The 15,441-nt window shown below is 69.7% G+C and carries 9 protein-coding genes; 4 read left to right on the forward strand and 5 right to left on the reverse strand.

Annotation, left to right across the window (positions count from 1 at the left end; translation table 11 throughout):
- Positions 1–104 precede the first annotated feature (104 nt).
- Positions 105–4,442, forward strand: coding sequence for a M36 family metallopeptidase (locus KEG57_RS30260; protein WP_272421879.1), 4,338 nt, complete (start codon positions 105–107; stop codon positions 4,440–4,442).
- Positions 4,443–4,553: 111 nt separating this feature from the next.
- Here the strand turns inward: KEG57_RS30260 and KEG57_RS30265 are convergent, their stop codons facing one another.
- Positions 4,554–6,203, reverse strand: a complete 1,650-nt coding sequence (locus tag KEG57_RS30265; protein WP_272421881.1) for a hypothetical protein — start codon at positions 6,201–6,203, stop codon at positions 4,554–4,556.
- Positions 6,204–6,370: 167 nt separating this feature from the next.
- Here KEG57_RS30265 and KEG57_RS30270 point away from each other — a divergent pair, with 167 nt between their 5' ends.
- Positions 6,371–7,825 carry a haloacid dehalogenase-like hydrolase gene (locus KEG57_RS30270; protein ID WP_272421883.1) on the forward strand — a complete coding sequence of 485 codons (1,455 nt, stop codon included), beginning with the start codon at positions 6,371–6,373 and terminating at the stop codon, positions 7,823–7,825.
- A gap of 48 nt (positions 7,826–7,873) precedes the next feature.
- On the opposite strand, the gene KEG57_RS30275 is transcribed toward KEG57_RS30270, so the two are convergent.
- Positions 7,874–8,185 (reverse strand): formylglycine-generating enzyme family protein, encoded by a 312-nt coding sequence (locus tag KEG57_RS30275; protein ID WP_276073410.1) that lies wholly within the window; start codon positions 8,183–8,185, stop codon positions 7,874–7,876.
- Positions 8,186–8,428: 243 nt separating this feature from the next.
- Between KEG57_RS30275 and KEG57_RS30280 the strand changes: the two genes are divergently transcribed.
- Positions 8,429–8,860 (forward strand): hypothetical protein, encoded by a 432-nt coding sequence (locus KEG57_RS30280; protein ID WP_272421885.1) that lies wholly within the window; start codon positions 8,429–8,431, stop codon positions 8,858–8,860.
- 48 nt (positions 8,861–8,908) lie between these two features.
- On the opposite strand, the gene KEG57_RS30285 is transcribed toward KEG57_RS30280, so the two are convergent.
- Positions 8,909–9,100 (reverse strand): hypothetical protein, encoded by a 192-nt coding sequence (locus KEG57_RS30285; protein WP_272421886.1) that lies wholly within the window; start codon positions 9,098–9,100, stop codon positions 8,909–8,911.
- Positions 9,101–9,118: 18 nt separating this feature from the next.
- Here KEG57_RS30285 and KEG57_RS30290 point away from each other — a divergent pair, with 18 nt between their 5' ends.
- Positions 9,119–9,346, forward strand: coding sequence for a hypothetical protein (locus tag KEG57_RS30290; RefSeq protein WP_272421888.1), 228 nt, complete (start codon positions 9,119–9,121; stop codon positions 9,344–9,346).
- Positions 9,347–9,394: 48 nt separating this feature from the next.
- Here the strand turns inward: KEG57_RS30290 and KEG57_RS30295 are convergent, their stop codons facing one another.
- Both KEG57_RS30295 and KEG57_RS30300 read right to left on the reverse strand, forming a co-directional pair.
- Positions 9,395–10,393 carry a formylglycine-generating enzyme family protein gene (locus KEG57_RS30295; protein WP_272421889.1) on the reverse strand — a complete coding sequence of 333 codons (999 nt, stop codon included), beginning with the start codon at positions 10,391–10,393 and terminating at the stop codon, positions 9,395–9,397.
- Positions 10,394–10,409: 16 nt separating this feature from the next.
- A complete protein-coding gene (locus KEG57_RS30300) occupies positions 10,410–15,410 on the reverse strand; it encodes a tetratricopeptide repeat protein (protein WP_272421891.1) in 5,001 nt (1,666 codons plus the stop codon).
- Between the last annotated feature and the right edge of the window lie 31 nt (positions 15,411–15,441).

The following is a 15,441-nucleotide window of genomic DNA, read 5'->3' on the forward strand; positions in this document are numbered from 1 at the left end:
GCGGCGCGACGAGCGCCCAATCCTTGTCCGATATCATCGAAACAATACATCGCTCGCGGCGTCTGCCTGCGGGATCACCACGAAGATTCTGGCGTGGAGGAATCATGAAGCGCTCTGCTCGATATGCCACGGCTCTCATCACGCTGCTCGCCGGCTCCGCGGCGCGCGCGGGTGACATGGATCTGCCGAATTACCATGCGTACGACGACGCCCCCGCCGTCGCGGTGAGCCCACTGCAAAGCCTGCACGAGACCGGCGTCGGCGGCGTGACGGGCGTGGACGAGAAGCGCGGCGTGCCGACGTTTTTCTGGGCCCCGAAGGGCGGCTGGAAGGCGCCGGGCGCGCAGACGGCGACGCCCGCGGGGTCGGCGCGGCTCTACCTCGAGCACTACGCGTACCTCTACGGCGTCGGCAAGAAGGCGATCGACGCGGCCGTGCCCGTGGTGGTGAACGACGTGACGGGCGGGGGCATCATCGTGGTGTTCCGCCAGAACGTCGACGGGATCGAGGTCTTCCAGAACGACGTGAAGGTGCTGATGACGCAGAGCCGCGAGCTCGTGGCGATCGCCGGCAACCTGCACCCGTCGGCGACGCCGGGCATGAAGCGCGGCAAGAACTTCAAGCTCGATGCCTCCACGGCCGTCTCCCGCGCGTTCAACGATTTCTTCGCGACGAAGGTGCCCGCGAGCGCATTCAAGGACAAGAAGCAGCCCGAGCACGGTTATGCCTTCTACGACCTCGTCGATTCGCCCGAGACGGCGCACGTCGAGTTGACGCGCCCGGCGCGCATCAAGAAGGTCTATTTCCCGATGCCGGATCAGCTGGTGTCGGGGTATTACGTCGAGATCTGGGGCGGCCAGAAGGGCCTGCACAACGACGAGCTCTACGCGTACGTGATCGCCGCGGACGACGGGCGGTTGCTCATGCGCGCGGCTCGGACGAGCGACGCGGAGTTCAAGTACCGCGTCTGGTCCGACGGCGCGCCGAAGTACACGCCGACCGAGGGCCCGATGGCCGATTACGCGCCCCACCCGACGGGCACGCCCGACGGCTCGGCGCCGGCATTCATCGCACCGACCCTGGTCACGATGGACGGCTTCAACACGAATCCGCAAGGAACGTTCGATCCGTGGCTGCCCGTGGGCGCGGAGGAGACCTCGGGCAACAACGTCGACGCGTACGTCGATCACGAGGATCCGCAGGGCCTCTCCTCCGGTGAATATCGCGCCAACGTGACGGCGCCGGGCGTCTTCGATCGCGTCTACGATACGGCGCAGAACCCCGACGTCACGCAGGATCAGGTGAAGGCGGCGATCACGCAGCTCTTCTTCCTGAACAACTACCTGCACGATTACTGGTACGACTCGGGCTTCAACGAGCAGGCCGGCAATGCGCAGGTGAACAACTACGGCCGCGGCGGCCTCGGCAACGACGCGATCCTGGCCGAGGCGCAGGACGGCTTCCACAACGCGACGCCTTCGCTCGACAACGCGAACATGAGCACGCCGTCCGACGGCAGCCAGCCGCGAATGCAGATGTTCGTCTGGAGCGGCCCGCCGAACGCGAGCCTGACCGTGAACCCGGGCGGCGCGACGTATCCGACCGGCGTCGCGAGCTTCGGTCTGCAGACGTTCACCACGACGGCGGAGGTCGCGCTCGCGGTCGACAACTCCACGGACACGACGAACCAGACCCCCGGCACGTTCAATGACGCCTGCCAGCCCCTCGTGGGCAATTACGCCGGGAAGATCGTGATCGCGGATCGCGGCTCGTGCGATTTCAACCTGAAGGCGTCGAACATCGAGGCCGCGGGCGCGGTGGGCGGGATCATCGCGAACCACCTGGCGCCCGGCCTGCCGCCGAGCCCCATGGGCGAATCGACCCCGCCCATCACCGTCGGCATCGGCGTGCTCGGCGTCACGAAGGACGTGGGCACGGCGCTGAAGGCGGCCATCGCGGCCGGCAGCCCGATCACGGCCACGATCTCCCGCGCGGACAACACGAAGCGCGACGGCACGATCGACAACGGCGTGGCCGCGCATGAGTGGGGTCACTACATCCACAACCGCCTCGTCGCGGTGGGCTCGATCCAGGCCCGCGGCATGGGCGAGGGCTGGGGCGATACCGTGGCGCTCCACATGCTCATTCGCGAGGGCGATGATCCGAATGGCGTGTACGCGACAGCGGTGTACGGCGGCGCGACGTTCGGCGATAGCGCGTATTTCGGGATCCGGCGTTTCCCGTACACGACCGACTTCACGAAGAACGCGCTCACGTTCAAGCACATCCAGGCCGGCGAGGCGCTCCCGACCGGTATGCCCACGCAGCCGCTCGCCGCCGAGAACGAAGAGGTGCACAACACCGGCGAGATCTGGGCGACGATGGTGCTCGAGGGGTATGCGAAGCTCCTCGAGGACGCGTACTCGGCGACGCCGCGGCACACGTTCGACCAGGCCAAGCGCAAGATGGCCAATTACCTGACCGGCGGCATGCAGCTCGCCCCGGCGAACCCGACGTTCACCGAGCAGCGCGACGGCATCCTGGCGACGGCGATCGCGGCGAACGTGGAGGACTTCGAGGATCTCGCGACCGGCTTCGCCATCCGCGGCGCCGGCTCCTGCGCGATCTCGCCGCCGCGCAACTCCACCGACAACGTGGGCGTGACCGAGAGCTACGAGGCGGCGCCGCAGCCGGTGATTGTCTCTGTGAACATCGACGACAGCGTGCTGTCCTGCGACAACGACGGCGTCCTCGACAACAGCGAGATCGGCAAGGTCACCGTCGAGGTGCGCAATCAGGGCTGGGGGCCGCTCGTCGGCGGCACGGTCACGGTGAGCTCGACGAACCCGAACGTGTCGTTCCCGAACGGCGCGTCCGTGGCGCTGCCGGCGACGAACATCCTCGCCTCGAACACGACGACGCTGCAAATCGCGCTCGCGGATTCGGTCGCGGCAGTCACGGATCTGCAGCTCAAGGTCGATGTGGCCGCGCCCGGATCCTGCTCGCCGACGATCAGCAATTCGAGCGTGCGCAAGGCCCATTTCGACAGCATCCCGAACGTGGCGACGCAGGAGCTCTGGGAGAGCAACCTCGAGACGTGGACGGCGAAGAACGCGTCGGGCCCGAGCAACAAGTGGGCGCGGATCCGGCCGCTCGCCACGTCGTCGAACGTGCTCGCCCACGGCGAGGCGACCGCGGGCATCTCCGACGAGCGGTACGAGTCGCCGGACTTCGTGGTGGGCAATGGCAACGTGACGATGTCGCTCGTGCACCGCTACCAGTTCGAGCGGAGCGGGACGCCGGCCACGAACTGGGACGGCGGCATCATCGAGCTGAGCCAGGACGGCGGCCAGACCTGGGTCAACATCAACACGTACGCGAACCTCGGCGCGACCTACAATGGCACCATCGGCACCGCGGACGCCGGCAACCCGCTCGTAGGCCAGAAGGGCTTTACGGGGCAGAGCACGGGTTTCACGAACGGTGCGAACGTCACGACGAGCATCAACCTCGGCAATCAGTTCGCCGGCAAGACCATCAAGATCCGCTTCCGCATCGGCACGGACGAGGCGGTCGGGACGCAGGGGTGGTTCATCGAGAGCCTGACCGTCAACGGCCTCGCGGCCCCGCCGTTCGGGAGCATCGTGTCGGATCAGGGCACTTGCGACGATCCGAACCAGGCGCCGATCGCGATGGCCGGCCCGGATCAGATCGTGGCGAGCGGCGATACCGTGATGCTCGACGCGTCCGGGAGCTCGGATCCCGATAACGATCCGCTCACGTTCGGCTGGACGCAGCAGGTCGGTCCGGGCGTGACGCTGGGCGCGGCGAACAGCGCGCATACGGACTTCGTCGCGCCAAACGTCGCGACGGAGACGCTGCTCACGTTCCAGGTGGCCGTGAATGACGGTCAAGCGTCGGCGACGGATACGGTGGACGTGCTCGTGCAACCGCCGGCCGGGACGACCAGCTCGTCGAGCTCGACCGGTGTTGGCGGCATGGGCGGCGCCGGTGGTGCTGGCGGAATGGCTGGCGCCGGTGGAACGGGTGGCGCTGGCGGTGAAGGCGGCATGGGTACCGGCGGCATGGGCGGTGCTGGTGGCGCCGGTGGTGCCGGTGGCGTCGGCGGCACCGGTGGCGCTGGCGGCGAGGGCGGCGTCGGCGGCGGCATCAGCGCCGGTGGCGCTGGCGGCGAGGGTGGCGAGGGTGGCGAGGGTGGCGAGGGTGGCGAGGGTGGCGAGGGTGGCTCCGTCACCGCCGTCACCACGGTCACCACGGGCGCTGGTGGCGGCGGCGGCGATGAGCCGGTCGTCGTCGGCGGTTGCGGCTGCTCGGTGCCGGGCGACGAGGCGCCGGCGCGCGGCGTGGGCGCCGTGGGCGGCTTCCTCGCGATGGTGGGCGCCTTCATGGCCAAGCGCCGCCGCAGCAGCAAGCGGTCCTGAGACCCGAACGGCCGAGGCGCGAGCCCCTCGCGCCCCGGAAAACCCGCCCGCGTTCGTCCTCGCGACGGCGCGGGCGGCGCCTTTTTGTGGGTTACACGATTCCGCGTCGCATCAAGGCGCGGCCGGGCGGCGCGCGACGACCTCCAGCGCGCCCTCGAACGGCGCGCGCTGGGCCGCGAGGGCGCGGACGAGGTCGTTCATCGAGGGCAGGTCGTCGGCGACGAAGACGAATCGATACACGCCGGGGCTTTTTTGCGTCGAATAGACGAAGGCGCGCGTGCGCCGGGCCTCGGCGGTGATGGCGGCGACGGCGGCGGCGCCGATCGTGCCCTCGAAGCGGGCGAGGTCGGCAACCTCGGCGTGTGTCACGAAAAACGCGCCGCCCCAGTGCGGGCGCGAGGCGAAGAGGTTCAGGGTTTCGGGGGCGCGCATGGCGTCGGAGGCGGTGGAGCCGCCGAGCGAGGAGGCCATCGCGGCGCCGTCGAAGGCGTGGAAGGCCGGCCATAAGCCGGGGGCGACGACGGCGACGAGGGGCCGGGCGTGCGCGAGGGGCGGCAGGCCGTCGGGGAAGGCTTTGTGGACGGCGGCGAGGAAACCGGGGGCGAAGCCGGGGTCGTGCAGGCTCTTTCCTTCGGCGAGGCGGGCGTCGAGGAAGGGGAGCACGGCCTTGGCGACGCGGTCGATCGTGGGCTCGGCATAAAGGCCCATCGGCGCTTCGAGCTTTCTGGACAAACCCGGCGGATCGAGGCGCCCCATGGCCTTCGCGGTGCCGAGCGCGGTGGCGAGGGCTTCGTCGAGGACCGCATACGAGGCCGGGGCGAGCGGGTCGTTCGTCTCGACGAACGATCGGGAGAGGGCGGCGAGGCGCTCGTCGGTCGCGGCGGCGTGCAGGTGGTGGAGCATTTCGTGGACGACGACGGGGGCGCGGTCCTCGGGTTTTGCGCCGGCGGGCATCTCGATGACGGCATGGCCGCCGATCTGGCGGGCGGTGTCGACCGAGCGGTGGGCCGGGCGGGCCATGAGGTGGAAATGGAGCGGGGTGCCCTCGGGGAGGTCGGCCTTGTAAAACCCGACGAGCGCCTCGACGTGGCCCGTGAGTCCCTCGCGCTGGAAGAGGGCGGCGAGCTTCTCGGCGGATTCTTCGCAATGGGCGCGGCCCTCGCGTTCCCAGTATCGATCGAATCGAGGGCGGAAATGGTCGACGAGGGTCTGGGCGCGCTGCGCGTCGGTGGGTGTGGTGACGAGGCCGAGGTAACGGACGTGCTCGTCGGGCGTGCGAGCGACGAGGCCGGCGATGGAGAGGCGCGCGGCGACGGTGCGATCGGCGTGGGGCAAGGGGAGGGGCGCGGCGGGGGCGGGGGAGCGGAGCTCGATGCGGCCGTTCCAGGATTCGCGGATCTTGCGGAAGGCTTCGAGGGTGCGGCGATCCGTGTCGTCCCAGCCGAGATCGTCCTGCCAGAGGGCCTCGTACGCGGCGCGGGAGCAAGGGTGCCGGCCGGCCATGCAATCGAGCTGGTAGACGAGGTTCGGGAGGGGATCGGCGTGGAAGACGAGGCGGAGCTTCGTGCCGCGGGCTTCCCGCTCGAACGAGGAGCTTTGCGTGGCCGCGGGCTTCATGGCGTCCGCGGCGGGCTCGGGCGCGAGGAGCGGGGCGTTCGCTTGCGAATCGGACTTCGGCGTGGGGGAGCACGCGGCGAAGCCGAGGAGGGCGAAGCGGGCGAGGGACCGGGGCGCGAATCGAGGGGCCGAGGGGAAGGCCATGTGGCCGTGAGCGTGGATCGAATCGAGCAGGCGCGCTCGCGCCTTGGAGCGGCTTTTGCGTGTGGAAATGGCGAATGCCTCACCGTGTTACCATGATGTCGTGAAAATGGTGTTCACGGGATTCGAGCTTTCCGTGGTAGGGTGATCTCAGAAAGGGGATCCTTGCCATGATCAAGATTCGATCTTTTCTTCCCGTCGCGCTCGTTGTGGGGATGGCGACGCTCTCGGCGGCTTGCACGGACGAGGGAGAGAACGGCTCCGGAGGCAACGGGGGAGCAGGCGCGACCGGTGGCACGGGCGGTACGGGCGGCACCGGTGGAATGGGCGGCACGGGCGGAATGGGCGGGGCCGGGGGAATGGGCGGCGCGGGTGGAATGGGCGGCGTCGGCGGGATGGGCGGCGCGGGAGGCGCGATGGCCGCGCCGGACCTGGATTCGAATCTGATGTGGTACGGCCAGAACCGCGAAGCGCTCGACAAGATGATCGACGAGGTCGGGGTGAACAGCGCGTCGTACGATCCGGCGCAGAAGCCCGTCGCGATTTTCGACTGGGACAACACGGTCATCAAGAACGACGTGGGGGATCTCGTGTTCTTCTGGCTCGTGAAGAACGACAAGATCATGCAGCCGCCGAACAAGGATTGGCGCACGACGAGCCGTTTCCTGACGAATGACGCGCGGAACGCGCTGAACCAGGCGTGCGGAGCGCTGGTCGACGCGGGGATGCCGCTGCCAACGAGCACGAACGCGGAATGCGCGGACGAGATCCTCGCGGTGTATACGACGGGGAAGACGGTGGACGCGAAGGCGGCGTTCGAGGCGTGGAACTATCGCACGATGGAGCCTGCGTACGCCTGGGCCGCAGAGGTGCAGGCGGGATACACGCCGGCCGAGATGAAGGCATTCGCGAACACGGCGATCGAAGAGGGGCTCGCCGCGGCGGAGGGGACGAAGCAGACGATCGGGACGACGTCGGTCAATGCGTACGTGCGGATCTACGAGCAAATCAACGATCTGATCGACGTGATGCAGAAGAATGGGCTCGACGTGTGGGTGATTTCAGCATCGCCGCAGCCGAACGTGGAGGCGTTCGCGGAGCGCGTGAACGTGGGCGCGGATCACGTGATCGCGATCCGGAACCTGCTCGACGGGGCCGGGAAGCTGACGTACGACTTCGAGGGATGCGGATCGGTCGTGGATGGGTCGGGGAACGGCGCGAATCCCGTCGGCAATACGATGATCACGTACATCGAGGGCAAACGCTGCTGGATGAACAAGGTGATCTACGGGGTGACCGGGGCCGACGCGGAGAAGCCGAACGCGGACATGAAGAAGCGGCCGGTGTTCGGCGCGGGCGACTCGGATACGGACATCTCGTTCCTGCACGACGCGACGGTGCTGAAGCTCGCGGTGAACCGCAACAAGAACGAGCTCATGTGCAACGCATACGCGAACTACATGAACAAGTGGCTCGTGAACCCGATGTTCATCCTCCCAAACCCGCAGAAAGCCGCGCCGTACCCGTGTGCGACGACGGGCTGCAAGGACGCGTCGGGCGCCTCCGTTTCGTGCGTGAACGAGGTGGGTGAGGGGATCCCGGATCAGATGGATACGGTGTTCTGATCGCGGAAACGAAAAGGGAGGGCTCCGCGCGGGGCCCTCCCCGGGTGTTCACGGGTTCCGGACGCAACGAAAGCCGAGCCCGGGGACCTCGTAGGTGTGAATGGCGGCGCCGCGGAAGGCGGTCTGGATGCCGAGGTTCGATCGATTCCAGCCGCCGCCACGCACGACGTGCACGAGCACGCCGGGCTTTTGCACGTGGGGATCCGTGACGGCGTCGGCGCCATATTTGGCATAGGTGTCGTCGCACCACTCCCAGACGTTGCCCGCGAGGTCGTGGAGCGTGCCGGTGGGCCAGATGCGGTCGCGCCCTGGAGCGGCTTTGGGCGTGTGGAGTGCGTGTGGAAATAGGGAATGGTTCAGCGTGTTACCACGATGTAAATAAAATTACGTTCACCGGATTCGAGCTTTCTGGCGCGGGATGACCTCTTGGGGGAGTGGGCGCGACCAGCTGCACGAACACATATCAATTGTTCAGTGTTGTGGCGCATGTCTGTTCCATACTATAGTTCCTTGCCTCTCTGCGAGGGCGTAGTGCTAGGTGGCACGGGGCGCAGCGCAGCCAGGTGCGGTCAGGATGATCGATAGCAGAGGACGAGGTGAATCATGCCTTCGAGCAAGATCGACGCGATGATGTTCACGGTTCTCATCGGAATGGTGTCGGCAGGCTGCATCGCCGAGGACGGCTCCGTCCAAGACGAGTATGCGATGCGTGCAGAGGAAGAGGTCGAGGCGGTTGAGGAGGCCGCGCAGGCGCTCGATACATGCACGACGACCGGCGGCGGCACCTGGGGAAACATCATTACCCTCTGCAGGACGTCGAACAACAGCCTCTACGTCAAGAAACGCGACGGTGGGGCGTTTACGTCTTCGGGGACGATGAAGCTCAAGACGTGGTTGGGTACCATCGACACGAGGCCCGTATACGTCGGACAAAAGGAGGTCTGGTTCGGCCCCCCGGGGCCGGGATGGTATTCTGCTCTCTACGAGTCTAATGCGCCCGGGACGGCTTATACGGGCGAGATTCAGGTCCAGTAATGATCGTCTGCCCAGCGCCGCTACCCAAGCGGCGCTGGGCGGGTGGGATCAGTCGAGGCCGAGGCGCGCGCGGGCGTCGGCGTACGCGTCGCTCACCGAGAACACGATGAGCTCGCGGGCCTCGGCATTGCGACCGATCCAGGTGAGGCGCTCCTTGCCGGACGCCGGAGGCTGGTTCGTGTGGCCGCCAGCCCAGGCAATGCCCGTGAGCGCGATGTTGGGATCACCGACCGCGAGCAAGCCCGCGCGCGCACGACGGTGCTGAAGCTCGCGGTGAACCGCAACAAGAACGAGCTCATGTGCAACGCATACGCGAACTACATGAACAAGTGGCTCGTGACCCCGATGTTCATCCTGCCAAACCCGCAGAAAGCCGCGCCGTACCCGTGTGCGACGACGGGCTGCAAGGACGCGTCGGGCGCCTCCGTTTCGTGCGTGAACGAGGTGGGTGAGGGGATCCCGGATCAGATGGATACGGTGTTCTGATCGCGGAAACGAAAAGGGAGGGCTCCGCGCGGGGCCCTCCCCGGGTGTTCACGGGTTCCGGACGCAACGAAAGCCGAGCCCGGGGACCTCGTAGGTGTGAATGGCGGCGCCGCGGAAGGCGGTCTGGATGCCGAGGTTCGATCGATTCCAGCCGCCGCCACGCACGACGTGCACGAGCACGCCGGGCTTTTGCACATGGGGATCCGTGACGGCGTCGGCGCCATATTTGGCATAGGTGTCGTCGCACCACTCCCAGACGTTGCCCGCGAGGTCGTGGAGCGTGCCGGTGGGCCAGCTTCGCGCGCCCTTCGGATGCGAACGCACGGGCGAGGTGCCACCGCCGTGGCAGCCGGAGTCGCCTCCGGGCGAGACGAGGACACCAATGGTGAAATCGGCGTGCTCGCAGGTGGGTTCGTCGTTGCCCCAGGGCCATTTGCGTCCGTCGCCGCCGGTCGCCGCCCATTCCCATTGCGCCTCGGTGGGGAGGTCTTTGCCTTGGGCCTTGCAATACTTCTTGGCCTTGTCCCAGGAGACCTCGTTGGCGGGGTGATCGGGGCGGCGCGGATAGTTCGCAAAGACTTCGAGGGTCTTCGGCGGGTCGCAGGTCTTTTCGTCGACGCATGGTTTCATGGCGGCGACGGTGACCTCGGTCTCGTCCATGCAAAACGGGCGCGTGAGGACGACGCGGTGCGGGCGATCGGAGTCGGGCTGGTGTCCCTTGCGGAGGCGGCGCGCGCCGCCATTCAAGGTAAAACCTTTGCCCATGACGAATCCGTCAGGGCCGGTTTTCGGGATGTAAACCTCGCCCGCAGGGCAATGCGGGACACACGCGCCCGTGGCCTCGTCGCAGCGCTCGATCGAGGCGCAGGTGACGCCAGCGCAGCGGGAAGGTTCGGGCGGGGGCGCGGCCGAGGGGAGGGGCGTGGGCGCCGGCGGCGGAGATGCCGCAGACGCGGGTGGGGTGGGCGCGGGGGAGGCGTCCGGGGAGGAGCAGGCGGCGGCCCCGAGGAGGAGGGCCGCCGCAGAGGAGAGCAGGCGCGAGGCCAAGCGAGGGCGGGTGGGATCAGTCGAGGCCGAGGCGCGCGCGGGCATCGGCGTACGCGTCGCTCACCGAGAAGACGATGAGCTCGCGGGCCTCGGCATTGCGACCGATCCAGGTGAGGCGCTCCTTGCCGGACGCCGGAGGCTGGTTCGTGTGGCCGCCAGCCCAGGCAATGCCCGTGAGCGCGATGTTGGGATCACCGACCGCGAGCAAGCCCGCGCGCGCACCCCAGCCGTTCACCGCGGTGTTGAGGGTCGAGGCGCGGTTGCCGATGTTGGCGATGACGTCGGTCGCGAGCGTGCGCACCTGCGGATCGAGGCTCGCCGGGAGCGCCTTGGCGACGCGCGCCGACGCATCGTTGAGCTTGGCCGGGTCGACACCTTGCGGGGCAAACCCGGGGCTCAGCGCCTTGAGGTACGCGGCGAGCAGCGGCCAGAGGTCGATCGGCGCGGTGCGCGCGAAGGCCGTGGCATTCGCCTGGACGACCTTGAGCGCGCGGTGAACGAGGAACGTGCGGACAGCCTCGTTCGTCGCGGCCACGAGCGGCGCGCCGAGCACGATCGTCGGTGGATGCGCGCTCGCTGCGACGCACACCGAGCCGAGCGTGGACGACTGCAGCACCTTGAGATCCTCGATCCCGTAGGCGCGTGCGAGCTCCTTGATCTCCTCGGCGAGGTGCGCCTGCGGGGGCGGGAAGGGCGTCGCGCGGACCGACGTGACGTCGAACGGCACGGCCGTGTCGAGCATCGGCCCAGTGCGCTGCAGGAGGTCGCGGAACGCAGGCGTCATCACGTCGGGCGCGACCAGCTCGTCGAGCGAGAGGTCGCCGGCCGCCACGCCCGCGCCCGGAAGATCGACCGCGCCGCCGTCGAGGGCCGCCACGCTGCCACGCGCGATGCGCGCGACCTCGGGCCTTCCGCGTAGATCGGCGACGGTGGCGACGGTGCTGAAGAGGTACGGCTCGAAGCGGCCGGTGCCGAGCGCGCGGCGCGCGTCGGCGACGGCACGATCGAGCAGGACGTTCGCAGCCTGCGCCTGATCGGTGCGCTGGTAGAAGCTCGCGAGCGCGCCGAGCGCGACGTCGTCCTTGGGCCAGGTCTTGCGCGCCTGGAGCAAGGTCTGCTCGGCCTTCTTGAGGTCGCCCATCGCCTCGTAGATCTCGGCGAGCTGCGTCGTGCGACGGCACTTCGCCTCGGGCTCCTCGACGTTGTTGATGAGGATCGTCTGCTGCTCGAGGGCCTTCGCCGTGTCGCCGAGGTTCTTGTAGAGGTCGACGAGGCGCTCACGCGCGGGCTCGTTGTTCGCGAAGCGCTTCAAGACCTCCTGGTAGGAGAGCTCGGCGCGCTCGGCGTTCGGCAACGGTCCGTTGTAGAGGTCGCCGAGGCGCATGTAGAGCTCGGCCTGGCGCTCGGGCTCCGCGACGAGGCGCGCGAGCCGGATCCAGGCCTGCTCCGCGCCGCCCCAGTCGTCTTCCCTCGCGCAGACGTCGGCAAACGCCGTCAGAGCCTCGACGTGGTCGGGGTTCTGATCGAGCGCCGCCGCGAGAGCCTGCTTCGCCGCCGCCGCGTCGCCGACGTCGGCGAGCGCGCGGCCACGCAGGACCTCCATCTCGACACGCTCGGCCGGATCGGTGACGGCGTCGAGGCGACGTTCGAGGAGCGCGGCGAGCTCGGCCCGCGCGCCACTCGCGACGTAGATCGCCTGTAAGCGCTGGAAGACGTCGAGGTACGAGGGATCAACCGCGAAGACGCTCTCGAAGGCGCCACGCGCGCGCTCGGTCTCGCTCGTCTTGTCGGCCCAGAGGACCGCGGCGAGGTAGAGGTTGCGCACGCGCTCCTCGGCCGTCGCGCTGGTCTGCGCGGCAGCTTCGAGCGTGGTCGCAGCCCCGACGAAGTCGCCGCTCTGCTCGAGGGCGCGGGCACGTTCGAGGTGCACCACGAGGTGACCAGGCACGAGCTCGATCGCCTTTTCGAGGAGCTCGCGGGCCTTCTCGGTTTGCCCCGCACGCGTCGCGGACTCGGCAGCGCGCAGCGAGAGCGTGGCGATCTCGGAGGCGCGCTCGGTGCGGTTCGCGAGCTCGAGGTCGGCTTCGAGCGCCGTCGCCTCGTCGCCGCGCGCGCGAGCATGCGCCGCCGTTTGGCGGAGCGCCCAGAGCCCGCGAGGCTCGTTGCGATAGGCGATCTCGACCGGCTCGCGCGTCTCGTCCCAGCCGTGGATGCGGAGGCGGAGGCGCGCGGAGAGGTGCGCATGCGCGATGGCCTCGGGGCCTTCGAGCGTCCTCGCGAGCGTGAAGACGACCGGCTCGAGCTCCTCGTCGCGGCCGCCCGCGATGAGGGCGCTCGCCACGCGGCGGAGCGTCGGCAGGTGCGTAGGCGTCTCTTCGAGGATCGTGCGGCGCCAGAGCAGGCCGCTCGCCGCGTCGCCACGGCCGATCTCGTCGAGCTCGGCGAGGCGCTCGTACGCCTGGAGCCGCTCGACGGAATCCTCCGTCGCGCGGGCGTACTGCAAGAGGCCGTCGACGAGATCACTCGTGCCATGGCCCGCGAGCGCGGCGCGGTACGCGCAGAGCGGCGCGAGGAGCGTCTCGCCCGCGGCGATGGCTTGCCGCGAGAGGGCCGCGGCCTTCTCGAGGTCGCCGTCGCGCTCGTACTCGAGCGCGGCTTCGAGCGAGAAGCGCGCGGCGTCGGAGCCCGTGGAGGCAGCCGCGCGCTCGGCACGCCAGGCCGCGCGATCCGCGGGGCGCTCCGGCGAGAGGCGCTCGTAGAGCTCGCGCAGGCCGATGTCGTCGGGACGCGCCGTGAGCGCCTGCGCGAGCAGGCCCGCCGCATGCGCCGCGCCTTCCGGCGTGATGAGGGCTTCGCGCACGAAGTCGCGGGCCTGCTCGATCGGATCCTCGCTCGCCTGACGGCGGAGGTGGAGCCACTCGATGAGGCCGTCGCGATCGCCCACGCCGCGCGCCGTGCGCTCGCCGAGGTGCACGGAGAGCGGGAGGCGCGCGTCGATCTCGGCCGCGCCGCGGAGGAGTTTGTCGCGTTCGTCGTCGATCGAGGTGTCGGGGACCTCGACCTCGAGCAAGCGGATCGCCGCCTCCGTGAGCAAGAGCGCGGCGCGCGTGCCAGGCTCGATCGACTGCGCGAGGCCGGCGAGGACACTCGAAGCGGTCGCGGCGTCGGCGCCCGTCGCGCGAGCGCGCGTGGCGCCTTCGTGGGCCGGATCCGATTGGCGCGCGCGATCGTACCCTTCGGCCGCGAGCTCCGCGTCGCCCGCGAGCTCGGCGAGGAGCGCGCTCGCCAGCGCGCTGTCGCGATCCCCGTCCTCTGCACCGCGCCACGCGGCGACGGCGCGGGCGACGTTCGCGCCAGCCTTCGACTCGAGGTCGAGCTCGAGCTTGAGCGCGCGGCCCGTGCCGCTGTCGGCGGCGTGCTCGGTGTAGCCGAGGATCGCCGCCGCGAGGGCGTCGTTCTCGCCGAGGGGCTTGCCGTCGGGGCGAGCGTCGGCGAGGGCGCGGCCGAGCGCCGCGGAAGCACGCGCGCTCGGGCTGCCAGCGCCGATGACGCTGCTCGAAGACGCGTCGGTTTCGCGGGAGGCCGCGCTCGCCGCGGCGAGCAGCGGCGCGAGCTCGTCGTCGCCCGCGGCCGCGTCGACGGCCTGGTCGAAGAGCTCGCGCGAGCCTCCGGTGAGCGCCGTCAAGGAGAGGCGGTCGGCAGCCGAGAACGCGATCGTGTCGCTGCCCTCGACGGCCGCGCGCGCCGCGGCGGCGTCGCCGAGCTCGATCGCGCGGGCCGCGAGGGCGCGCCGCGCGTCGGCGTCGTGCGTGCCGTCGAGCGCGCCGCGCAGGGCCTCGATCGAGCCCGGACGCGTGTCCTTGCGCGCGGCCGCGAGCATGCCCGCGAGCCAGCCCGCGCCGCCCTTGAGGGAGGCGGTGCTGCGCAGGCGCCCGAGGCTCGACACCGCGAGGGACACGTCGCCCGCTTCGAGCGCGGCGCGCGCGCGGAGGAGCGCGTCGTACGCGGAGACGACACCGCGGATGCCACGCGGCACCACGCCGCGGTGGATCGCGACCTGCGTGAACGCGTCGCGCAGCGCCGAGAGCTCGCTCGTTTCCGGCGCGCGAACCTTCGTGAAGGCGTCGTCGGCGCTGCCGAGCGCCTCGGAGAAGCGCTGCACGTGCGGGCGCGGATCCGTGGGCAGCGAGCGCTGCGCGAGGTCCATGCGCTTCTGGGCGCCTTCCTCGTCCTCCTGGCGGATGCGCAGGACCTCGGCGCCGAGCACGGCGGCGTGGGCCCGCGCGGCCGGCGTCGGCGCGATGCGCGCCTCGGTGTCGAGCACCTCGATCGTGCCTTGCCAGTCCTGATCACGCGCGAGGAGCCCGCGGATCTGGCGATGCGCGAGCGGAGAGCTCGGCGCGAGCTCGCGCGCCTCGGCCGCGATCGCGCGCGCTGTCTGCTCCTCGCCCGCCATCGCGTAGATCTCGGACACCGCCACGAGCGCTCGCGCGCGCGCGGCCTTGTCCTCCATCGCCTCGGCTTCGGCGCGCAGCCACGCGGCCCGCTCGGCCCACGCGTCACGCTGCTGCGTGCGCACGAGGTGCGCGCTCGCGTCCTGCTCGTCGTCGAACGTGGGCGCTCCCGCGACGGGCGCGCGCTCGCGCCGCGACGGCGCGATCGGCACGTCGTCCTCGGCTTCCACCTCGGCCACGACCGCGGCCACCGGCGTCTCCACGACGGAAGGTCCCGCGGGCGTCACCGCGTCGTGGGCGCTCGTGTCCGCGGCCGGCAGCGTGTTCGTCTCGTCGACGAGGGCCTCCACGAGCCCGTCGTCCTCGGGCCTCGTGGGCAACTCGTGCCGCACGTCCTCCTTCATGCGCGCGGTCACCTCGCCGATCTCCGGCTCGCTGCCGGAGTTCCGCAGCGACGCCATCAGCTCGTCGGGCACGTGCGCCATGATGGTCGCAGCGTCGTCGTCGTCGTCTTCGATCGCGTCCTCTGCGAGGTCGATCTCGTCGTCTTGGGGCTCGCTCACGGGACCTTGATCCTTTGCTCCAGAGTCGTGG

Source organism: Polyangium jinanense, assembly GCF_028435365.1.

Excerpts from the sequence above, each read along its gene's own strand:
- KEG57_RS30270 (WP_272421883.1), top strand. The coding sequence starts at position 6,371 with ATGATCAAGATTCGATCTTTTCTTCCCGTCGCGCTCGTTGTGGGGATG.
- KEG57_RS30260 (WP_272421879.1), top strand. The coding sequence starts at position 105 with ATGAAGCGCTCTGCTCGATATGCCACGGCTCTCATCACGCTGCTCGCC.
- KEG57_RS30265 (WP_272421881.1), bottom strand. The coding sequence starts at position 6,203 with ATGGCCTTCCCCTCGGCCCCTCGATTCGCGCCCCGGTCCCTCGCCCGC.
- KEG57_RS30280 (WP_272421885.1), top strand. The coding sequence starts at position 8,429 with ATGCCTTCGAGCAAGATCGACGCGATGATGTTCACGGTTCTCATCGGA.